The 20,758-nt window shown below is 72.7% G+C and carries 22 protein-coding genes and 1 riboswitch; of the genes, 9 read left to right on the top strand and 13 right to left on the bottom strand.

From position 1 onward, the window contains the following. Window positions 1-18: 18 nt before the first annotated feature. Complete coding sequence (locus tag IOD14_RS00635) at window positions 19-1,116, bottom strand: HoxN/HupN/NixA family nickel/cobalt transporter (protein WP_212669393.1); 1,098 nt, start codon at window positions 1,114-1,116, stop codon at window positions 19-21. Between the two features lie 26 nt (window positions 1,117-1,142). Further along, window positions 1,143-1,332: riboswitch (cobalamin riboswitch) on the bottom strand. 96 nt (window positions 1,333-1,428) lie between these two features. Here IOD14_RS00635 and IOD14_RS00630 point away from each other — a divergent pair. Further along, window positions 1,429-1,776 carry a metalloregulator ArsR/SmtB family transcription factor gene (locus IOD14_RS00630; RefSeq protein ID WP_123990489.1) on the top strand — a complete coding sequence of 116 codons (348 nt, stop codon included), beginning with the start codon at window positions 1,429-1,431 and terminating at the stop codon, window positions 1,774-1,776. 8 nt (window positions 1,777-1,784) lie between these two features. Here IOD14_RS00630 and IOD14_RS00625 read toward each other — a convergent pair whose 3' ends face one another. Next, window positions 1,785-1,970 carry a DUF397 domain-containing protein gene (locus IOD14_RS00625; RefSeq protein WP_212669392.1) on the bottom strand — a complete coding sequence of 62 codons (186 nt, stop codon included), beginning with the start codon at window positions 1,968-1,970 and terminating at the stop codon, window positions 1,785-1,787. 3 nt (window positions 1,971-1,973) lie between these two features. Next, on the bottom strand, window positions 1,974-2,855 hold the full coding sequence (locus tag IOD14_RS00620) for a helix-turn-helix transcriptional regulator (protein WP_212669390.1): 882 nt from the start codon (window positions 2,853-2,855) through the stop codon (window positions 1,974-1,976). Window positions 2,856-3,071: 216 nt separating this feature from the next. Here IOD14_RS00620 and IOD14_RS00615 point away from each other — a divergent pair, with 216 nt between their 5' ends. Then, window positions 3,072-3,536, top strand: coding sequence for an ATP-binding protein (locus tag IOD14_RS00615; RefSeq protein ID WP_123990486.1), 465 nt, complete (start codon window positions 3,072-3,074; stop codon window positions 3,534-3,536). 419 nt (window positions 3,537-3,955) lie between these two features. Here IOD14_RS00615 and IOD14_RS00610 read toward each other — a convergent pair whose 3' ends face one another. The 3 genes from IOD14_RS00610 to IOD14_RS00600 all read right to left on the bottom strand — a co-directional run bounded on the left by IOD14_RS00610 (window position 3,956) and on the right by IOD14_RS00600 (window position 6,646). Next, window positions 3,956-4,549, bottom strand: coding sequence for a hypothetical protein (locus tag IOD14_RS00610; RefSeq protein ID WP_249125788.1), 594 nt, complete (start codon window positions 4,547-4,549; stop codon window positions 3,956-3,958). A gap of 68 nt (window positions 4,550-4,617) precedes the next feature. Continuing rightward, on the bottom strand, window positions 4,618-5,268 hold the full coding sequence (locus IOD14_RS00605; RefSeq protein ID WP_123990484.1) for a hypothetical protein: 651 nt from the start codon (window positions 5,266-5,268) through the stop codon (window positions 4,618-4,620). 88 nt (window positions 5,269-5,356) lie between these two features. Then, window positions 5,357-6,646 carry a GNAT family N-acetyltransferase gene (locus tag IOD14_RS00600; protein WP_212669389.1) on the bottom strand — a complete coding sequence of 430 codons (1,290 nt, stop codon included), beginning with the start codon at window positions 6,644-6,646 and terminating at the stop codon, window positions 5,357-5,359. Between the two features lie 195 nt (window positions 6,647-6,841). On the opposite strand from IOD14_RS00600, the gene IOD14_RS00595 reads away from it, so the two are divergent. After that, window positions 6,842-7,630, top strand: a complete 789-nt coding sequence (locus tag IOD14_RS00595; RefSeq protein ID WP_212669387.1) for a hypothetical protein — start codon at window positions 6,842-6,844, stop codon at window positions 7,628-7,630. A 460-nt stretch (window positions 7,631-8,090) separates the two neighbouring features. Here the strand turns inward: IOD14_RS00595 and IOD14_RS00590 are convergent, their stop codons facing one another. The 3 genes from IOD14_RS00590 to IOD14_RS00580 all read right to left on the bottom strand — a co-directional run bounded on the left by IOD14_RS00590 (window position 8,091) and on the right by IOD14_RS00580 (window position 11,704). Further along, window positions 8,091-8,909 (bottom strand): TIGR03943 family protein, encoded by an 819-nt coding sequence (locus tag IOD14_RS00590; RefSeq protein ID WP_212673170.1) that lies wholly within the window; start codon window positions 8,907-8,909, stop codon window positions 8,091-8,093. Next, window positions 8,906-9,901 carry a permease gene (locus tag IOD14_RS00585; RefSeq protein WP_249126232.1) on the bottom strand — a complete coding sequence of 332 codons (996 nt, stop codon included), beginning with the start codon at window positions 9,899-9,901 and terminating at the stop codon, window positions 8,906-8,908. The genes IOD14_RS00590 and IOD14_RS00585 overlap by 4 nt, the downstream gene beginning before the upstream one ends. 456 nt (window positions 9,902-10,357) lie before the next feature. Beyond that, the gene (locus IOD14_RS00580; RefSeq protein WP_123990480.1) at window positions 10,358-11,704 is read right to left on the bottom strand and encodes a tetratricopeptide repeat protein; all 1,347 of its coding nucleotides are present in this window, start codon (window positions 11,702-11,704) and stop codon (window positions 10,358-10,360) included. A 90-nt stretch (window positions 11,705-11,794) separates the two neighbouring features. On the opposite strand from IOD14_RS00580, the gene IOD14_RS00575 reads away from it, so the two are divergent. Beyond that, window positions 11,795-12,001, top strand: coding sequence for a hypothetical protein (locus IOD14_RS00575; protein ID WP_123990479.1), 207 nt, complete (start codon window positions 11,795-11,797; stop codon window positions 11,999-12,001). Window positions 12,002-12,069: 68 nt separating this feature from the next. On the opposite strand, the gene IOD14_RS00570 is transcribed toward IOD14_RS00575, so the two are convergent. Next, window positions 12,070-12,654, bottom strand: coding sequence for a tellurite resistance TerB family protein (locus tag IOD14_RS00570; RefSeq protein ID WP_123990478.1), 585 nt, complete (start codon window positions 12,652-12,654; stop codon window positions 12,070-12,072). Window positions 12,655-12,797: 143 nt separating this feature from the next. On the opposite strand from IOD14_RS00570, the gene IOD14_RS00565 reads away from it, so the two are divergent. After that, window positions 12,798-14,033, top strand: coding sequence for an amidohydrolase (locus IOD14_RS00565; protein WP_212669386.1), 1,236 nt, complete (start codon window positions 12,798-12,800; stop codon window positions 14,031-14,033). Here IOD14_RS00565 and IOD14_RS00560 read toward each other — a convergent pair. Next, window positions 14,030-15,217 carry a hypothetical protein gene (locus tag IOD14_RS00560; RefSeq protein WP_212669385.1) on the bottom strand — a complete coding sequence of 396 codons (1,188 nt, stop codon included), beginning with the start codon at window positions 15,215-15,217 and terminating at the stop codon, window positions 14,030-14,032. The two genes, IOD14_RS00565 and IOD14_RS00560, sit on opposite strands and share 4 nt — an antisense overlap. A gap of 209 nt (window positions 15,218-15,426) precedes the next feature. On the opposite strand from IOD14_RS00560, the gene IOD14_RS00555 reads away from it, so the two are divergent. Beyond that, the gene (locus tag IOD14_RS00555) at window positions 15,427-15,855 is read left to right on the top strand and encodes a hypothetical protein (RefSeq protein ID WP_123990475.1); all 429 of its coding nucleotides are present in this window, start codon (window positions 15,427-15,429) and stop codon (window positions 15,853-15,855) included. 48 nt (window positions 15,856-15,903) lie between these two features. On the opposite strand, the gene IOD14_RS00550 is transcribed toward IOD14_RS00555, so the two are convergent. Beyond that, a complete protein-coding gene (locus tag IOD14_RS00550) occupies window positions 15,904-16,410 on the bottom strand; it encodes an SH3 domain-containing protein (RefSeq protein ID WP_212669383.1) in 507 nt (168 codons plus the stop codon). A gap of 129 nt (window positions 16,411-16,539) precedes the next feature. Between IOD14_RS00550 and IOD14_RS00545 the strand changes: the two genes are divergently transcribed. Beyond that, a complete protein-coding gene (locus IOD14_RS00545; protein ID WP_123990473.1) occupies window positions 16,540-17,367 on the top strand; it encodes a hypothetical protein in 828 nt (275 codons plus the stop codon). Here the strand turns inward: IOD14_RS00545 and IOD14_RS00540 are convergent. Further along, window positions 17,276-18,604, bottom strand: a complete 1,329-nt coding sequence (locus IOD14_RS00540) for a PLP-dependent aminotransferase family protein (RefSeq protein ID WP_123990472.1) — start codon at window positions 18,602-18,604, stop codon at window positions 17,276-17,278. The genes IOD14_RS00545 and IOD14_RS00540 overlap by 92 nt on opposite strands. Window positions 18,605-18,679: 75 nt before the next feature. Here IOD14_RS00540 and IOD14_RS00535 point away from each other — a divergent pair, with 75 nt between their 5' ends. Continuing rightward, entirely contained in the window at window positions 18,680-19,426 is a 747-nt protein-coding gene (locus IOD14_RS00535) for an alpha/beta hydrolase (protein WP_123990471.1), read from the top strand. Between the two features lie 10 nt (window positions 19,427-19,436). Then, window positions 19,437-20,399 carry an endonuclease/exonuclease/phosphatase family protein gene (locus IOD14_RS00530; RefSeq protein ID WP_123990470.1) on the top strand — a complete coding sequence of 321 codons (963 nt, stop codon included), beginning with the start codon at window positions 19,437-19,439 and terminating at the stop codon, window positions 20,397-20,399. Window positions 20,400-20,758: the final 359 nt, after the last annotated feature.

The raw sequence follows: 20,758 nt of genomic DNA, 5'->3' as shown, positions 1-20,758 counted from the left end.
TCCCCGACGTCACGGCCCTCAGGAGCCGCTGACGCCCCACCGCTGCTCCACCTTCGCGAGCCGCCAGTAGGCGATCGCCGCCGCCCACACCACCACGAACAGGCCGACGATGACGTAGCCGACGTTGTCGAGGTCGATGTCGGCGATCCAGGTGGTGAGGGCGTCGGTGAGGTCGAACTTGTCGTGCAGCACTCCGACGAGCTCGATCGTGCCGATGAAGAAGGCGACCGCGATGGACAGCCCGGTGATGGCGAGGTTGTAGAAGACCTTGCGCACCGGGTTGGAGAAGGCCCACTGGTAGGCGAAGTTCATGAAGGTGCCGTCGAGGGTGTCGAACAGGCTCATGCCGGCGGCGAAGAGGAGGGGGAGGCAGAGGATCGCGTACCAGGGGAGTCCGGCCGCCGCGCCCGACCCGGCCATCACCATGAGCGTGACCTCGGTGGCCGTGTCGAAGCCGAGCCCGAACAGGAAGCCCAGCGGGTACATCTGCCCCGGCCGGGTGATGGACCTGGTGAGCCGCCCGAGGATCCGGTTCATGAAGCCCCGGGAATCCAGGTGCTGCTCCAGCTCCTTCTCGTCGTACGACCCCGCCCGCATGGCCCGGAAGACCTTCAGGATGCCCAGCAGGGCGACCAGGTTGAGGGCGGCGATGAGGTAGAGGAACGTGCCGGAGATCGTCGTACCGAGGAAACCCAGGACCTGGTGGGTGCTGGAGCCCTCGTTCATGACCTTGCCGGCGAGCTGGGTGCCGCCCGCGATGAGCGCGGCCAGCAGCACGACGACGCTGGAGTGGCCGAGCGCGAACCAGAACCCCACCGACACCGGCCGCTTGCCGTCGGCCATCAGCTTGCGGGTGGTGTTGTCGATCGCGGCGATGTGGTCGGCGTCGAAGGCGTGCCGCATGCCGAGGGTGTAGGCGGTGATGCCGAGACCGATGCCGAAGGCCTTGTCTCCGACCTCGTAGTGCCCCGGGACGACGAGAAGGAAGAGGATGCCGAACGCGAGGACGTGCAGGGCGGCTATCGCGGCCATCAGACCGACCGTCTTCACGGTGTCCTCGCGCCGCCAGCGGAAGGAGGAGTCGGCGGCGGTGTCGGCCAGGGCAGGTTCGGTCATACGGTCAGCTCCAGCACCTCGTGGATCAGTTCCTGACGTGCCGTGGCCGGTCTCCTGGCTTACGGGTCGTGCGTGTGCGCGCCTGCCTTCCCAGTCGTGCGACCAGTGGCTTCAAGGGCACGGACACTTCCCGATCACAGTGGCGAGGGCCGCACCGGACTGGACCCTTGAGGGGTCGTCACCGGCTTCCCGAGCACCACGGCCCGCCCACCGTAGGCGGGGGCCGGGTCTCCTGCATAGCTGCACACCTGCGCAGGTATGGAAGATCACACAGGGCGGCCGCGTCTCGCGCGTGCCTGCGAGGATGAGCCCATGCACCTCGTCCCGGCCGACCGAGCCGACCGCCGCACCATCGACGGGCACCGGGTGTGCGACGCGATCGCCGCGATCGGCGACCCGGGACACGTCCGCACCTGGTCCGACCGCTTCGCCCTCCTCGCCGACCCGAACCGCCTGTCCCTCCTCCTCGCCCTGCACCGGACCGGCCCACTGGCCGTCTCCGACCTCGCGATCGCGACCGGCATGAACGACCCGGCCGTGTCGCAGGCGCTACGGCTGCTGCGGGCCGCCGGGGTCGTGGCGGGCGAGAAGGAGGGCCGCGTGGTGCGGTACCGGGTGGTGGACGAGGAGGTACGGGGGCTGTTGGGGCAGGTGCCCTGAGGATCCGGTCAGGAGCGCGTGCGGTCCAGGGACCGTATGAAGGTGGTCCAGGTGTCGGGGACGACGTGGAGTATCGGGCCGTGGGGGGCCTTGGAGTCGCGGACGGCGACGGTGCCGGGACGATTGCGGGCGACTTCGACGCACTCGCCGTTGCCGCTGCTGTGGCTGGACTTGGCGAACTCGAAGTGCGGCACGGTTCACAGCTCCTTGCGGATGCGTTCGATCAGCTCGACGGAATCCTGAAGGGCGAGTCCGTTCCTTGCGATCCGCTCGAACTTGTTGTTGTGACGGGCGGCGTCCGCCTCGCTCTCCAGCCACAGCGTAGACGAGGTCGTGTCCATGTAGACCACGTCCATCGCGCCGGGTTCGGCGAAGGAGACGACGCTGAAGGCACTGGTCATGCCGGGGTGGGAGCCCGCGAGGAACGGAACCACCTGAAGTTTGACGTTGGGCAGCCGAGAGGCCTCGACCAGGTGCGCCAGCTGGCTCCGCATGACCTCACGCCCGCCGACCAGTTGGCGTAGCGCCCCCTCTCCGACAACGGCCCACAGGTCGAGCGGACTGCTGTCCGTCAACCGCCCCTGCCGGGCGACCTTCGCCTCCACGAACCGCTCGATCTCCCCCGGCTCGTCCCAGTCGGCGTTGCCGATCGCCAGCGCCCTGGCGTAGTCCGGCGTCTGCAACAGGCCCGGGACGAAGGCCCCCTGCCAGGTCCGGACGCCGGTCGCGATGTCCTCCAGGGCCACGTACTCCACCAGAGAACGCAACTCGGGGTACTGGTTCCACCACCCCTTGGCCTTGCGGCGCTCCCGGTCGGTCCTGGCGAGGCTCAACAGCCGCTCCAGGGGCTTCGGGTCGGTCACGCCGTACAGCTCGCACAGGGTCTTGATGTCGGGATCGCGGAACGGGACCCACCCGCGCTCCATCTTGGCCACCTTGGCGGCCGTCGCCGACAGCGCCTCCGCAGCCTGCGGCTGGGTCAGGCCGGCCCGGTCCCGGAGCCTCAGCAGTTCACCGCCCAACTTGCGCGCGAGGACGGTGGATACGCGCGTTCCGCGCGTGAACTGGCCTGTGGACACCTCGGGTCACCTCCTGGTCGCGGCCAGTGTGCGGTTCACCGGAGCGACAACACAAGCCACACAGGAGACATATTTCCCCGAGACTGCTTGCGCATACAGCGAGCGCGCCACTACCGTCAGTACTCGATCGGCCACTAAAGGCAACCATTTGACGGAAGAGCACCGTGCTGTCCGCACGGCGAAGCCACCGCGACTCCCCACACCCAGGAGGACTCCGTGACCGACTCCTGCCCTCCCCGCCCTCCCAAGTCCTACGACCGCCACGACGAGGTCAGTTACACCCCGTACCCGCGCAGCGTCACCCTCGCCCGCAGACACGTCGCCGGACTCGCCGTCGACTGGGGCCATCCCGCCCTCGCCGGCGACGCGGCTTTGCTGGCAAGCGAGTTGTGCACGAACGCGTTGCTCCACGGCTGTCTACGAGACCGCCTCTTCCGCGTCGAGACGTCCCTCACCGCCACCGCCCTCCGCGTCGCGGTGACCGACCCGAGAGGCGAACGCCTCCCCGGTACCCGACCACCCCACCCCGACGACCAGTTCGGCCGGGGCCTGCTCATCGTCCGCGTCCTGGCCGGTCGTTGGGCGGTGGAGAAGCTCACGGTCGGCAAGACGGTATGGGCGGAACTGGACATCCCGGAGAAGCGCGACGAGTTACCGCCATTCGCCCAGGTCAGCGCTTGAACTGGCGCCACATGAGCGCGGCTTACCCCGCTGATGGCGTCGACGTGCGCCCGCGCGCAACCGGCGACCCGGCACGCGCCTTCCCTGTCGGCGAAAGCCGAGCCACGGTTCCTGGAGCTCCACGTAGTGCGTGTCGCGACCGGAGGGGGAAGCAGCGTGGCCAAGTGTGGTGCTCCGACCAAGACAGGCGGTCGATGTCAGCGGAAGGTGGTAGGCGGCACCTCCCGGTGTCCAGTCCATCAGGGACCGTGGTCTGCCTACGGTGTGGCGCAACGCAAGGAGAAGGAAGCCAAAGAGAAGAAGCGCAGGATCCGCAAGAAGCGCTAGCCCGGACTCAACGCCTCTGGGCCGCGCCCGGATCAAACTCCTGCAGCGCTGCTCTCCCAGCTGTGCCGGAACCGCATCGAGCGCGCCGTCGGCTATCCGCACGAATCACATAGGCCCGTCGAAGGCAGTTGGACGAAGCAGCGCTCACAGATCTGGGCGGGCTTGTCGGTGCGCTCGCGGCGGCGTTCGACAGTGGCTTGCAGTCTGGGAGCCAAAGCCGCCACACCGCCATCGGGCGGCATGGTTGCCCCGAAGTGACGGTAGCAAGCAAGGCGGGCGTCGGCAGCGTGGTGCTCACGCTCCAGTTCGTCGTCCACCGGGGGCTCTCCGGCGACCGCCAGAACTTCCTTGTATCCGCTGCCCACTTTGCCGTCGCCCGTGTGGACCACCAGCGCTGTCAGCGGTGGATCGCCGCGGCGATCGGCTTCACGCACCACCCAGCCCAGGACCGGACCGATCCAGTTGTGCAGGAGGGTCCTGGTCCGGATTCCCGTCCGACTCTGGATCTCTTCCGCCAGCTCCTTGTAAGTGATCACCGCGTGGTACGTCTGCGCTACGCCTACGAGGATCGAGTACGCCTCTGCACCCCAGGCTTCACGTGCTTTCTGGCCCGTCGGCTTGGCAATGCCGACCACGGGCTCGGATTCCTCGGGCCCCATCCCCACCCCGCCGCGCTCTCGATCCATGGCACTCTCCTGCATCCTCCCCTACGCCGACGAGTCCACCGGCAGCGCCGGACGGCGCACGGTCTTCGTCAGCCCCGCAGCATCGCGATGCCGAACGCGGAAGCCACCACGGCGGCGGCCCACAGCGCTGCGGCGGCGGACGAACGGTTGGGACTCCAGCGGAACGCGCGCCGATCCTCCGGATGCCCGCGGGCGCCGTCGCGGACGTGGGCGCGCAGGGCGTCCTCGCACACCTTCGAGAAGTCGAAGAGGGCGTCCCACAGAGATCCGTCGAACCAGTACAGGGCCACCGTCTGGCCGCCGTACGTCTTCAGCTTCAGGGTGTTTCCCCGCCCTGTCGAGGATCGACGGATCCGTTCCACGGCCGCGCATGGCACGACCACGTGACGGAACACGCCGTAACGAACGATCTCGCCGGGCCGCAGCACCAGACGGAGCAGGGAGAAGTGCCAGAGCACGGCAGCCATGACGAAGCAGACGGCCGAGCCGAACCCCGAGTCCTGCGGGCGCCGCGGAGGAACGCCGACCGCGTGGAACGCGACGAGCACCCCCATGACGGCGAAGCCCGCGGCGACGGAACGCGCCGCCAGCACACGCAGCCAACGGCGCAGCACGATCTCACCGCGCCTGTTCGGACCGTACGCCCGAGTCCTCTGCATCAGGGGAGTGGCCGGCCCGTACCAGTCCCCGAGTGCGGTCTCCCACAACGACTCCGACACACCGGGACCGTATCGGCCCGGTACGTCGGCGTGGACCATCGGGAGACAAAAGTTGCCCCACCTCGTGGCTGCGGCCGACCCGGGGCGGTCAGAACCAGTGCAGGCAGTGCGGCGGGCGGTCGGTGCGGAAGAGGGCGTCGGCGAGGGGGGCCGCGGACGGGTGGTGGGCCCGGATGTGGCCGGCGCGCACGAGTGTGCTCGGGGCGGTGCCGCCGAGGTAGACCGAGCCCAGGTCGCGCACGTCCAGGGACAGGTCGGGCTCCCGGTCGGTGGGGACGCAGTCGGCCTTGCCGTCGCGGACGGTCAGCAGGTGGCGGCCGTGCTCGCCGAGGAACGGGTCCGTCACGTCGAGGACGAGTTCCCCGTCCGTGAACCAGGCGCGCGCGGTCAGCGCACGCGGCACGTCCAGCAGCCGCACCCAGAGCCAGTCCGACTCGTCGCTCACCTTGCCGCCGCGGAAGTCCGCCAGCTGCCAGCGCAGGGGGTGATCGGGCGGGACCTGCTTGAACACGACCTTGGTGACCAGGTCGTGCTCCAGGACGAACCGGGCCAGGGCCGTGAAGACGGTGTCGTCGCAGGCGATGGTCTCGTCGACCGTCAGGGTGCCGGAGTCGACCGAGTAGCTGGCGTAGCCGTCCGGGACGCCGTCCGCGTCGCGGTGGACCGCGATGTAGCGCGGCGCCGGCGAGATCGGGGGCTGCCCCGCGCGCAGGGCCCACCAGCGGTGCGGCCGGGACAGCGCGCCGGGACGGGTGCGGCGGTACCGGTCGTAGACCTCCTCCAGGATCTCGCCGCACTCGGCCCGCCGCAGCACCTCGACCGAGCCGTCGCGGGATCCGTCGTGCGATCCGTCGCGGGATCCGTCGTGCGATCCGTCCTCCGAGCTCGCGGCCGGGCCGGGCGACTCGGTGTCGGCCGCCGCGCGTGCCCGGGGCGCGGCGAAGTCGGCCTCGTGGCGCTGCACCGTCAGCTTCGTCGTGTACGTCGCCGGTCCGTAGCCGAACCTGCCGTAGATCGTGGCCTGGGAAGCCAGCAGCACGGAGAGGAACTCCCCGCGGTCCCGCGTCTCGGCCAGCTGATGCCGCATCATCGCCGTGAGCACGCCCCGGCGCCGGTGCGAGGGAAGGACGCCGACGGCGGTCACCCCGGGGACCGGGACGAGGGACTCACCGGGCAGGGTGAGTTCGAAGGGGTACGCGGCGGCGGTACCCACGGGCCGTCCGTCCGCCGCGCGGGCGAGCAGGCAGCGGTCCTTCTCGAGGGCCGACCACCACAGGCCGCCGCCGTCGGTCGGGGTCCCCGGAAAGAGCCCGAACGCGGCATGGACGGTGTCGACGAAGACGTCGAAGTCCTCATCGGTCGCGGAACGTATCTCCATCGCCGCCGCTTCCTCCTCGCAACACGGGCACCACGAAGCGTGGTGCCCGGCCACAGTGCAGCGCCGACCGGGTGGCCACGGCAAGTGAATTACGGCCGGCCCGCGGCAGCCCGGCCCGTCCACGGGCCGCGCACCCCGTAACCCATACGGCCCGGACCGCTGGTGACCTCCAGGAACCCGGTGATCACTTGAAGCATGACCCCGCCCCGCGCCGCCCGCGCCGTCGCCTCCGCCCTCGTCCTCGGCGGGCTCCTCGCCGCCACCGGCTGTTCCGCGCTCTCCACACCGCCCACCGCACCCAAGCGGCCGATCACCCGGCCCACCAGCGCCCCTCCGCCGTCCCCGAAGGCGTCCTCGTCCGCCGCCGCCACGACCCTCACCGCGGCCATGGCGCAGGCCGCGCTCGTCACCGACGCGGATCTGGGTGAGCCGTGGATGCCGACCCAGGGCACGGCCACCTGGCACGACGGGGTGCTGAAGGCGAAGGCCGACCGGCGGGCGTGTCAGCCACTGCTCGACTCGCTGTACGCGGACGAGCTGTTCGGGGCCGACGCCGAGCCCCGCGCGGTCGCCGGGATGGACGACGAGTGGAACCAGGCGCAGATGCGGTACCAGGTGCTCGCGCGTCCGCCGGCCGAGATCGACAAGACCTTGACCTGGCTCAGGGGCCTGCCGCGCAAGTGCGCCCAGTTCGCGGCCACCACGACCACGGGGGCCGTCCTGGGTGTGCAGGTCAGCGACCTGCCGTTGCCGGAGGCGGGGGACGCCCGCCAGGGGCTGCGGGTGCTGCTGACCGGGCAGTCACCGGACGGCGAGCCGACGACACTCACGCTGGACGTCGCCGCGCTCCGGGTGGGGGAGGACGCGATCAGCGTGACGAACGGCGGCTTCGGCGACGTCCAGGCGGAGGCCACGCAGACGGTCGTACAGCTGGGAGCCGAGCGGCTGACGGAAGTGCGGAGGCAGGGCCGGGTGCAGGTATGAGCCGTCGGAGGGCCAGGGTGACCCGGGCTGGTCGTGGGCGGCGGGGCGTCGGGCTGCCTCGCCGCGCGGCCCGCCAGGCACGGGGGTTCGGCCCTCCGGAACCCGCACGCGCCCTTCACAGACCACGCACCCATTCATTACGGTCGTCGATGACGGTCAGGGAGCGGCCGCACAGCATCGCGTGCTGAAGCCTCCTGCGCGCCCTTGTCCGTTCCCCTCCCCACCGACCGGGCCCCGCCCGAGCAGCACGGCGCCGTGCTCACGGTGCCGTGTCCCACATCCCCGTTCCACGTCCCCGTTCCGCGACGCCGACCGGGGCGACTCCCGCCGTCCCGAGCGGGCCGGGGACCTTCCGGGAGGACCGCGCGCGACGTGCCGCGCGTCCTCCCAAGGCGGCCGCCGCCGACCGAACGGCGGCGGCCGCCCCGGAACCCCGTTCAGCGCGTCCCCGGCACCCCGTTCAGCGCTTCTCGTACGGATCCGCCGGCTCGGTCACCCGCCGCACCGCGCTCGCGTCCACCACCGGTGGCCACGCGCCGTCGGTGCCGAGTGCGCCCTTGGGGTGCCAGGTGCCGGTGACGGTGACCCAGGTGTCGACCGGCGGGGCCCCGTCCGGGGCACCACGCACCTCGACCTTGCTGGTCGTGGCGTCGGCGGCGCAGCAGGTGACGGAGAGCCGGGTGAGGTACCAGGTCCCCTCGTCGCCGTGGGTCACGAACCCGGTCATCCGGACCGTACGGCCCTTCAGGGAGCGCCCGCTGTCGTAGATCGCCCGTGAAGCGAACTCCCCGAGCGTGAGCTCGACCGGGTCCCCGGCGGGCAGGGCGGGAAAGGTCCCGACGCCTTGGGCCGCCCTCTGCGCCGCTTCGCGCTCGGCGCTGTAGGAGCCGAGGGCGGGCGGCGGGAAGAGGAGCAGCGCGAGGGCGGGCAGGGTGAGCAGCCAGGCGATCCGGGGTCCGGCGCCGGCATGCGCGTGGCCGTGATCGGGGTCGTCGCCCTGGTCGTCGCCGTGGCCGTGGCCGTGGCTTCCGGACCTGACGTCACCGTGCCCCTCGGCCCCGGCGTCACCGTGCCCGTCCGCATCCCCCACGACGTCCCGCTCACCCCGCCGTACGACCGCCGTCGCGGCCCCCAGCAGCACCAACACCCCACCGGACGCCACCAGATACGGCCGCAACCCCGCCTGCACGTACCGGAGATACAGCTCGCTGAAGAGTGATATCCGCAGGACCGCCGCGCCGACGAGGGCGAGGAGGAGACAGGAGCCGTAGCGCCTCACAGCAGCCACCACCCCACGAGCACGCTGCTCAGCACGGCCACCGCCCACGTCACGGAGGAGAAGCGGACGGCGAAGGCCCGGCCGAAGGTGCCGGTCTGGAGGGCGATCAGCTTGAGGTCGACCATCGGGCCCACGACCATGAACGCCAGCCGTGCCGTGGGCGAGAAACCGCTCAGGGAGGCCGCCACGAACGCGTCCGCCTCGCTGCACACGCACAGCACGACCGCCAGGACGGCCAGCAGCAGCACCGAGAGCCAGGCCGAACCGGTGAAGAGGTCCAGGACCGAGCGCGGTACGACGATGCCGAAGGTCGCCGCGGCCGCGGCGCCGAGCACCAGGAAGCCGCCCGCGTGCAGGAAGTCGTGCTGGAGCCCGGCGCCGAAGGCCCGCAGTCCGCGGGCGGGCGTACCGCTTGATCGTTTCGGCAGTCGCAGCCACTCCTCGCGCCCGAACCGCGCCCACAGCCACCCCATCACCACGGCCGCGGCGAGCGAGGCGACCAGCCTGCCGAGCACCATCGCGGGCTGTCCGGGAAACGCGACGGAGGTCGCGACGAGCACCACGGGGTTGATCGCGGGCGCGGACAGCAGGAACGCCAGTGCCGCCGCCGGAGCCACCCCCCGCCGCATCAGGCTCCCGGCCACCGGCACGGACGCGCACTCGCACCCCGGCAGGACCACCCCGGCCGCGCCCGCCACCGGGACCGCGAGGGCCTGGTTGCGCGGGAGGAGCCGGGTGAAGACCCGTTCCGGCACGAAGGCGCCGATGGCCGCGGAGACGACCGTGCCGAGCAGCAGGAAGGGCACTCCCTGGACCACGATCGCGGTGAAGACGGTCCACCAGGCGGCGACGGGCGGGGTGTAGAGGTCGAGGGCGAGGGTGGGGCCGAGGACCGAGGCGACGGTCGCGATGGCGACCAGCGCGGCACCGCCGAGCACGACGTACACGAGCCGGCTCAGGCCCCACACGACGAGCCGCAACCCGTCGGCCACCGTCCTCTGGTTCTCCACGCGCCCTGCCCCGCCCGCCCTCTGCCGTCCCCGCGCAGGCTAACCGGACAGACCTGTGCACAGGCCCGGAATCGACACAGAGGGGGCTGTGCGGGCGGGGGGCAGGGGGCGGGGGGCGGGGGCCGAGCATCCGCCCGGCGCGCCCTCACCCGCGCCGCTGCTCGCAGGCCCGGAATCCACACAGCAGGGGCTGTGCGGGGCGGAGGGCCGGGGGCCGAGCATCCGCCCGGCGCACCCTCACCCGCGCCGCCGCTCGCAGGCCCGGAATCCACACAGCAGGGGCTGTGCGGGGCGGAGGGCCGGGGGCCGACCATCTGCCCGGCGCGCCCTCACCCGCGCCGCTACTCGCAGGCGGAATCCACACAGAAGGCCGGGGGCCGGAGCCGACCGTATGCGCCTCGTGCCCTCACCCGGCCCCCGCTCGCAGGCCCGCCCCCCTCACAGAGGCGGCTGTGCCGGGGCCGGGCCCAGGGTGGTGGTGCCGGGGGCCGTGCGGTGTCCGAGGCCCGTCCGGTACGCGTCGAGCGCCGCCTCGACCCGTCCCGTGCGGCGCAGCAGGTCGCCGAGCAGCCGGCACAGGTCGGCCAGGTCACCGGCGGCGCCCGCCCGCTCCAGGAGGCTCAGGGCGCGGACGTAGTGCTCCTCGGCGGCCTCGGTGTCGCGGGCGTCCTCGGCGATGATCCCGAGGAGGCGGTGGGCGGCGGCGGAGTGCAGGGCGCCGCGTTCGGAGCTGAGGTCGCTGAGCACGTCGTGCAGCAGGGCGGCGGCCTCGTCGGACTTGCCGCGCCGATGCAGCACGTCGGCGAGCTCGACGGCGGCCTGGCTGGAGTAGAGGGCGGCCCGCTTGGCGGAGAGCATGGCGAGGGCCTGCCTCAACTCGGCCTCGGCACGCTCCAGTTCGCCGTTCTGCGCGCAGACGTAGCCGCGCATCCAGTGACAGTTGGCGAGTTCGGTGCGGATCTGGAGCTGCCGGTACAGCTCGGCGGCCTTGGCCAGGGAGGCGTCGGCCTCGGCGAGGCGGCCCTCGGCGAGCAGGGTACGGGCGACGGAGCGGTGCATCCGGGCGACCAGGGCGGGGTCGCCGGACTGCGGGGCGAGGGCGAGGGCGAGTTCGGCGGCCTGGGCGGCGCGGGCGTGGGCGCCCATGTCCATGTAGGGGCCGATGACGCTCGCGTAGAGGAGGAGCAGGGCGTCGGGGTCGTGGAGGCCACCGCGGTTGAGCTCGTCGATGGTGGACTCCAACAGGTAGACGGAGTAGCGGAGTTCACCGGTGAGGTAGTGGGCGAGGGCTCGTCCGCGCAGCGCGGGGACCCGGGCGGGCAGCGGGACGTCGTCGCCGAGGGCCTTCTCGGCCCGCTCGAAGTACAGGCGTGCGGAACCGAGTTCGCCCGTCTCCACGGCGCACTCGCCGAGTCCGAGCAGGGCGGCGGCCCGCACCTCGGCGAGGTCGAGCGCGTCGGCCTCGGCGAGGAGCCGGGAGTACTGCGCGGCGGACTCCTCGGCCTCCCCGGTGGCAAGGGTGCGCTGGGCCTCGGTGAGGCGCAGGCGCAGATCGGTGACGAGATGGGCCGGACGTCCGGTCGCCAGTTCGTCGAAACCGACGCCGAGGCGGTCGGCGAGATGCCGCAGCGCGTCGTCGGAGGGCCGCACCCGCCCGGACTCCAGGGTGGAGATGTAGGCCGGTGTGTAGGCCGGTTCGGCCAGCTGTTTCTGTGTCAGCCCGCGTTCGACCCGCAGCTGCTGCACCCGTCGCCCGATGACGCCCGGGTCGTCCCGCTCCGACATGGCCAACTCCCCAAGCCCCTCTTGCCGTTCGGCTCCCGCAGCCCCTAGGTTAAACGGCGTATTAACCCTGCTTAATACGCCGTCACCGCCATGGGTACTCACCGCCACCGCTGCGAGGTCGCCGTGCTCGAACGCACCAGCACCACCGCGCGTTACGCCAGGGGTTTCGCCGCCGCGGTCGTGGCCGTGGCCACGCTGGTCCTGGCGGCCAACGCGGGGCCGACGAAGGCGTCGGGGGAGCGACCGGCCGGGCAGGCGGAGCAGGTGCGGCAGGCATCCGGACACACGGCGGAATGAGACCGGCCCGGGACCGTCACCTCCCGACGGTCTCCGGGCCGAGCGTCATGTCCCCGAGGCTGCGGGGCTCAGAGCTGGAACTCCGCCGGCGGGACGCCGAGGGCCGCGCACGCCTCCCTGAGGATCGCCTGCTCGGCCTGGGAGAAGTGGCCGTCGGCACCGGCGATGACGATGCCCGTCTGGATCACCGCACGCGCCTCGGTGGGCTTCTTGGCGGCCTTGGCGATCTCCTGGAGCGCCTCGGCCTTGCCCTGCGGGAAGTTGCGGGTCAGCTGGTCCACATGCTTGTGGAAACGCTGGCGCAGCTGCTCCGGCGGGAAGTTCTGCAACACCTCGTTGCCGAGGATCAGCGACTCCATCTGCTGCATCTCGGCCGCGTCCACCTGGCCGTCCGCGGCCGCGACCAGGGCGCACATCGCCATGCTGGCGTCCCGGTAGGCGCCGCTCTTCAGCTCCGTCTTCAGGGAGCCGAGCTGGGTCTTCAGCACGCCGACGAGCTGGGCGCGCGAACCGCCGCCTCGCGAACCGCCGTGTCCGGCACCGCCGTGCCCCGCGCCGCCGTGTCCGGCACCGCCGGTCGTCGTGCCGCGTGCGCCCTGCGCCTGCTGCTGCAGGTTCTTGGCCTGGTCCTTGAGCCGGTCGAACAGTGCCATTGACGTCACCTCGGTACTCGTCTGAGTGATCTCATCCGGTCAACGGACGCGCCCGGGTAAAGGTTCCACCAAGTTCCGTCGGCGGATCTCCCGGTACCCGGCGTCCATGGTCAGACCCCCACCCGGGTGACACCCTGATCGCCATGACCTCTGCCGCCGCCCGCACCGCACTGATGCTCACCGCGGACCTCCCGGTCCCCGACCTGGAGGACCTCTACCGGGACCTGCACCGCCATCCCGAGCCGGCGTTCGAGGAGCACCGGACGGCGGCCCTGTTCGCCGGGCGTCTGAAGGCGGCCGGTTTCGAGACGGCCGAGGGCGTCGGCGGCACCGGCGTCGTGGGCGTCCTGCGCAACGGCGACGGGCCGACCGTCCTGCTGCGCGCCGACATGGACGCGCTGCCGGTCGAGGAGCGGACCGGGCTGCCGTACGCCTCCGAGCGGCCCGGGGTGATGCACGCCTGCGGGCACGACCTGCACGTGACGTGGCTCGCGGGCGCGGCGAGGGCGCTCGCGGACGGCCGGGACACCTGGTCCGGAACGCTGCTCCTGGTGGGCCAGCCAGCCGAGGAGACCGGCGGCGGGGCGGCCGCGATGGTCGCCGACGGGCTCTACGACCGCTTCCCGCGCCCCGACGTGCTGCTCGGGCAGCACGCGGCCCCGGGACCGGCGGGCCTGTACCCGCACGTGCCCGGGCTGATCATGTCGGCGACGACGGACGTCGAGATCGTCGTGCACGGCCGGGGCGGGCACGGCTCGCGCCCCGAGACGACGGTCGACCCGGTCGTCACGGCCGCCTACATCGTCACGCGTCTGCAGACGGTCGTCAGCCGGGAGATCAAGCCGCGCGAGCCGGCCGTGCTGACCGTGGGCCGGATCGAGGCCGGCACGGCGGCGAACGTCATCCCCGCCACCGCCCGCATCTGTCTCAATCTGCGCACCCAGTCCGAGGCGGTCCGGGACCGGATGCTGGCCGCGATCCGCCGGATCGCCGAGGGCGAGTGCCATGCGGCGGGCTGCCCGCGCGAGCCCGAGGTGACCCTGGGCGGCTCGTTCCCGGTCACCGTCAACGACCCGGACACCGACCACCGGATCGCCGCCGTGCACCGCGAGGTCTTTGGCGAAGGCACCGTGTTCGACCCGGGCCCGGCGATGGGCAGCGAGGACTTCTCCCTGCTCGCGCCCGGCGCACTCCCGTACTCCTACTGGTTCGTGACCTGCACCCCGGCGGCGGTGTGGGACGCGGCGCCGGGTGCGGACCTGATGGAGAAGTTCGACGCCGTCCCCAGCAACCACAGCCCCCACTTCGCCCCGGACCTGTCGACGGTGGCGCCGGGAGTGCGGACGCTGGTGTCGGGGGCGCTGGCGATGCTCGGCTAGAACGGGGTCGCCTGCAGCTCCCGCAGCTGCTTGCGCACGTTCTCCAGCGCGCCGGGGCGGCGGCCCGGGACGCGGGTGCGCAACGGGGCGAGCAGGGCGCCGAGTTCCTGGGCCCGGGCCTTGTCGCGTACCTGGCCCCACTGGTGGTGGGCCCGGTCGACGGCCTTCTCCACAGCCGGTGAGTCCGGGGCCTGTCCGGCGGCGAGCCGGGTCTCGGCCACGGTCAGCCAGATCCGGCAGCTGCGCGCCGAGTCCTTGGCGAACATCGAGAGATCCGCCCGGACTTCGGACCAGTGCAGGGCCTGCTCGGAGGCGGGTCCGTGAGCCCGTGCGGCGGCCTCCTCGTGCGCGCCGGCGACGGCGTCGGCGTCCTGGTGCCGTCCGGCCTGGACAGCGGCGGCGATGTACGTGTGGGGATCCACCGGTTGCTGCTGAGGAGGCTGGGCCGGGACCACCGGGACCACCGGGACCACCGGCCGGTCCGGCTCCTGGGGGCGAGGCCGTTGGGGCGGATGAGGAGGCCTGGCGGCGAAGCCCGCGGGAGCGGCCACCGGCATCGGCGGCGCCGACAGCACCACGTCCCCGTAGGCGTCGGGGCCCAGCCGGGTGAACGCCTGCTGATGCAACTGTTCCACCGGCGGACGCCAACCGCTGCGCAGAATCGTCGCGATCGTCTTCATGTACGCCGGTGCGGCCACCGTACGGCGGGACGGCGGCGGTGCGATCCGGCCGAACACCGCGTTGTTGCGCCCGGAGTCGAGCGCGTGCGTCCGCAGCAGGCCCCAGGTCTCCGGGTCGGCGTGCAGATCGAGGAAGAGGGTCGTCGAACCCGGCGGACGCAGCCGGAACTCCTCGCGGATCCACTGCCAGGGCAGCGCGGTGTAGCGCACGGTGGCGGGCGTGGTGCGGGCCAGCGCGAGGTGCGGCAGGTGCTGGCGGCGGTCCAGGGCGAGCTGGCCCGCGATGAACACGGTGAGCGGGCCCGGTGCGGCCGCGACGGCGCGCAGCCGGGTCAGGACGGCCTGCGGTTCCAGGGGGTCGGCGAGCTCGACGACGTTGGCGGTGTCGGTGCCGGAGAGCACGGCCGGCGGCACGGCCGCGAGGACGGGAAGCACGGACGCCGCGTCCACCAGGCGGCTCCTGCCCACCGGTGAGGCGGCGAGCAACAGCACGGTTCCGGGCATCGGTCCCTCCCCATCCCCCGTCGATCACTTACGGCAGCACCGTAACCGCTGCGGCTGCGAAGAGGAGTTGTCAGGATGGCAAACGTCCCTTTCCTGCCCGCTCGTCGGCCCCGCGCACCGCGAGGACGGCATTCGACTTGCCAGGGCCCCTTCCCAGGTGTGCTCTGGTATTCGGGGGCGTATCGGGGTGGGGAGAGAGGAGTGCTCTCATGGCTCATGCGGCACCCGCGGGCGGGTTCGCCCGGACACCCGACGTCTTCGGCGCCAAGGTGCACACGGCCGCCAGGTACGGCGTCCCGGTCGTGCTCGGGCTGGTCTACGGCTACTGGGCCGCGGCGAACCGCCGTGACGGTGGGCCGATCACCGGCTGGAACGTGCTGTTCGGCTGTGTGACGGCGGTCGCGTTCATCGTGCTGTGCATCGCCGTGGCGACGTTCGCCCCGCTGCTGGAACGGGAACTCCACTCGGCCGTGAAGTCCGGCTTCGCCGGGGCGGCCGTCGGGTTCCTGTACAGCCAGACCGGGGAGAGCGTGCTGCGCTCCACGGTCCTGGGGCTGGCGGTCGCGGCGGGCGTCTTCGTCGTGTTCTTCTACCGCTACTACACACACGAGGACGCCGAGGGCAACCGGATCAGCTAGCGCAAGCGCGTGGGCCCCGGCCGGCCGGCCGGGGCCCACGCGCTTGCCTCATCCGGTCGCGGTCCAGGTCCAGGAGCCCGAGAAGCTGAAGGTCACGGAGCCCGAAGCCGCCCAGGAGTCGGAGCCGGAGTCCCAGTTCGGGTCGCTCCAGTCGGCGTTGTTCCAGGTGTCGTTCTTCCACTGCGGACACGGGTCCGCGCAGGTCGGCACGGAACGTCCGGCGGTGTCGACGAACTCGGCGCTGACCCAGCCCTCGGCACCGGTGAACCAGTACCAGTACGGGTTGCCGTTGACGCTCTGTCCGCGGACCATGCACTCGATGCGGTCCTGACTGCCCGGTGCGAGCTGGTCGACGATCGCCGAGTGGGTGGTGGGCGCGTCCCGCACGTTGAGCGTGGTGCGGGAGACGATGGTGCCCCAGATCGGACCGCCGCCACCGTGGCCTTCGGCTTGGGTGGGCGGGGCCGCCGCGAACGTGCCCGCCGCCGGGACGGCGAGCGTCGCGCCGGTGAGCATGGCCACGGCCAGGGTCCGCAGGGCCGTAGTGGTGCGCATGGATCGGCCTCCTTCTCCCCTGTTCCCCCTTGATCCATGAGACACCCGTTCGGGTGAACCCTCCACCGGAGGGCCTAATCCGCAGCTCCACGGCTCGCGCGGCCGCCTTCGGCGGTCTTGCCTGAAGGGGTGACCTCCCGTGTCCGTGGCGCCCTGTCGGCCGCCCTGATCGCCGTGGCCTGTCTCCTGGTGCCCTTCGGCGCGCCGGCGGCCTGGGCGGCGTACGGCATCGCCGATCCGGGCCGGTACGTCGGCGCGATGGCACCGCCGGCCGCCGACCCCGCCGTACGGGACGCGATGGAGGACGAGGTCGACGGGCCGCTGCAGCCCTTCGTGCACGACTTCGCCCGCACCCCGGCCTACCCCGCCGCGTGGGACGCAGGCAACCGGGCCGTGCACGACGCCGTGCTGAGCGCGCTGCACGACGACAGCCGTCGCGAGGTGACCGTCGACCTGGCCGAGGTGGAGCACCGACTGGCCTACGAACACGTGTCGTTGGACCTGCCCCGCACCCGGGTCGCCGTGCTCCCGGCCGCCGAACTGGACCGTCTCCGAAAGGGCTACGACGTGCTCGAAGTCGCCGGTTTCTGGCTGCCCGTCACGGCCGCGGCCCTCGCCGCCGCCGGTATCGCGGTCGCCGCCTGCCGCCGCCGCGCCCTGACCGCCACCGCCCTCGGCACGGCTCTCGGCGGCGCTCTGCTCGGCCTCGCCGTCGCCGTGGGCCGCCGTCTCACCCTGACCGATCTGCCCGACCCGGTGCGCCGCCCGGCCGCGGGCGCCGTCTACGACGCCCTGACGGCCACCTTGCGCACGGTCTCCTGGCTGCTGGTGGCGCTCGGCCTGACGGTGGCTCTGAGCTGCTGGCTCAGCGGTCGGTACGGCTCGCTGCGAGCCCGGCGAGCGTCCGCAGTGCCCGTTCCAGATCCGGCACCGCAGCCGACGCGAGCCCAAGTCTGACCGCGTCCGGGGTGCGGCTCGGGTCGACGGCGAAGGAGGGTCCCGGCGTCACGGCGATACCGAGTGCCGCGGCGGCGGCCGTGAAGGTGTCCGCCCGCCAGGGGAGGGGGAGTTGCCACCAGGCGTAGTACGCGCGCGGATCGGACCGTACGGCGAACCCGTCCAGGCATTCGGCCAGCACCCGCTGCCGGTGTGCCGCGTCGGCCCGCTTGGCCTCGACCAGCCGCGCCACGGTCCCGTCCGCCGTCCACCGCGCCCCCGCCTCCAGCGCGAACCGCCCCGCACTCCACCCACCCGACCGCACGGCGTCCGCCACCGTGTCCACCCGCTCCCGCGGTACGACGAGGAAGCCGACCGTGAGCCCGGGCGCGACCCGCTTGGAGAGGCCGTCGACGACGTGGGTGAGGTCGGGGGCGTGCGCGGCGAACGGGTCGTCGGCCTCCGCGAGGAAGGACCAGATGCGGTCCTCCACGACGGGGACGCCCAGGTCGGCCACCACCGAGGCGAGTTGGCGGCGGCGCCCGGGGCTCATGGTGACGGACGTCGGGTTGTGCAGGGTCGGCTGCACGTAGAGGGCCGACAGGGGGGCCGTGCGGTGGGCGGCGGCCACCGACTCCGGGCGCGGGCCGTCCTCGTCCGTGGCCAGCGGCACCAGCGTGATGCCGAGCCGGGCCGCGATCTCCTTGACGACCGGATACGTCAGCTCCTCGACCCCGACCCGGCCGCCCGGCCGCACCAGCGAGGCGAGGGCGGCGGCGACGGACTGGCGGGCGTTGCCGGTGAAGAGGATCCGGGACGGGTCGGGGCACCATCCGGGGGTGGTCAGGAGAGCGGCGGCGGCCTCGCGGGCGGCCGGGGTGCCGGTGGCGGCGGCCGGGCGGAGCGCCTCGGCCAGCACGTCGGGGCGCAGCAGGGGCGCGAGGGCGTCGCCGAGGAGTTCGGACTGGCCTTCCGCGGACGGGTAGTTGAGCTCCAGGTTGACGGGCGTCCCGGCGTCCTCGATGAGCCCCCTGCCGGGCCGCACGGGGGTGGTGGCCTTCACGAAGGTGCCGCGTCCGACCTCGCCGACGACCAGTCCCCGCCGTACGAGTTCGCCGTACGCGCGCTCCGCCGTCGAGGCGGCGATCCCGTGCCGGCGCGCGAACTTCCGCTGCGGGGGCAGGCGTTCGCCCGGGCGGAGCCGTCCGGTGGCGATGTCGGCGGCTATGCGGTCGGCGATACGGCGGTAGTCGTGCACGGGGGCCCCCTGTGATTGCACTGAGGGCAAAGATTTTATTGCACCGAGATGTTGCGCCGACCTAGGGTCGGCGGCATGACGGCGATCCCCCTGGTCCTGGTGCACGGCCATCCCTTCGACCACACGATGTGGCGCCCGCAGATCGAGGCGTTCTCCGCCTCCCGCCCGGTGCTCGCCCCCGACCTGCGCGGCTACGGCACCGCACCCGGCGGGGCCCCCGTCGAGCTCTTCGAGGACTTCGCCGAGGACATCGAGGCGCTGCTGGACGAACAGGGCGTGCCGGCCTGTGTGCTGGCGGGCCTGTCCATGGGCGGCCAGATCGTCATGGACTGCTACCGGCGCTTCCCCGGGCGGATCCGGGGCCTGGTCCTCGCCGACACCTTCGCGGCGGTGGAGACCCCCGAGGGCGTGCGGGCCCGGCACGCCATGGCGGACCGGCTGCTGCGCGAGGGCATGCACGGGTACGCCGACGAGGTGCTGGGGAAGATGGTCGCGCCGTACGCCTCCCCCGAGGTCAGGGCGCACGTCCACGGCATGATGACGGCCACCCGCCCCGAGTCCGCGGCGGCCGCCCTGCGCGCCCGCGCCGCCCGCCCCGACTACCGCGAACTGCTCACCCGCGTCACGGTCCCGGCGCTGGTGACGGTGGGCGCCGACGACACCTACACGCCGGTCGCCGACGCCGAGGCCATGCACACGCTGCTCCCGGACTCGGAACTGCATGTCATCAAGGGGGCGGCGCACCTGCCGAACCTGGAACGGGCGGCGGAGTTCAACACCGTGCTCGGCCGGTTCCTGGCGAAGGTCGACGCCCGCTCGTAGGCTCGGGACGGTGACCCGCCGAGGACTCGGTATCAGCACCGCCGCCCTGCTCTTCGCCGCCGTGAGTGTGGTCCTGGGATGCCGGCTCGCCGACACGGACGGCATCACCCCCGTCCCCCAGCTCCTCGCCTTCCTCCCGTGGCTGCTCGCCCCCGCGGGGGCGGGCCTGGCCCTCGCCCTGCTCACCCGCTGGTGGCCCGGGACGATCTGGGCGGCCGCGGTGCTGGCGCTGCTGGCATGGTTCATCGCGCCTTACGGCAAGGGCACGGAACCGGACGGACGGGCCATCGCCTCACTGACGGTCCTCACCTCGAACGTCGAGTTCGGGCAGGCCACCGACGCCCTCGTCGCCGCCGTGCGCGAGGAGAGACCGGACGTCGTGTTCGTGGAGGAGTGCGAGTACGGCTGCTCGGCGCGACTGCGGCAGGCCCTGTCCGAGAGCCATCCCTACCGGCGGTCCGTGGCGGGCGGCGGCTCCACGGGGTCCGTCCTCCTCAGCCGCTATCCCCTGAAGGCCGCGCCCGGGATCCGGGCCACGATGGGCATGCCGGGGGCCGTCGCCGACGTGAACGGTCACGCCGTACGCCTGCAACTCGCCCACCCGATGCCCCCGCTTCCCGGACAAGTGGATCTGTGGCGCCGGGAGTTGGGTGAGCTGCGGGACTTCGCCGCCTCGGCCGGGTCCGGCCCGACCGTCCTGGCCGGCGACTTCAACGCCTCCCAGGACCACGCGGCCTTCCGCGCGATCCTCGACACCGGTCTGCGCGACGCGGCCCGTCTCGCGGGATCCGGCCGCACACCGACCTGGCCCGCCCGCACCGCCCCGGCGATCGGCGCGCAGATCGACCACGTGCTGGTGTCGGCGGACTTCTCGGCGCGCGACGCCCGCTTCCTGGACCTCGCGGACACCGACCACCGCGCCCTGCTGGTGGACCTCACGCTGCACGAGGCGGGACGACCGGCGCGTTCATAATGACCCCATGTCCCGCATCGGCCTCACCCCTCCCGACTGGCTGGTGCGGAACCTCCGACCGCAGCAGGCACCCGTCAACCGGGCCGCCGTGGCCCGCGCGGCCGTCGCCATGACCCTCCCGCCGGCGATCGGCCTCGCGACCGGCGGTGACGCTGCAACTGCGGGAGTTGGCGGAGGGCCTGCGCGAGGCGGAGTCGCTCTACGAGGTCCGCACCGACCTCACCGGGCCCGCGGGCAGTGTGCTGGAGCCGGTGCGCCAGGAGCTGGCGGGCACGGGCGATCGCGTCACCGCGCTGACCGCGTGCCGGTGCGGGCCGCCCTCTCGTGGTGGGCGGCCCGCACCGGGGTGGGGGGTGGCG

Origin of the sequence: Streptomyces sp. A2-16, from assembly GCF_018128905.1 — a bacterium.
GTDB lineage: Bacteria > Actinomycetota > Actinomycetes > Streptomycetales > Streptomycetaceae > Streptomyces.
This window is presented reverse-complemented; position numbering and strand designations above follow the sequence as displayed.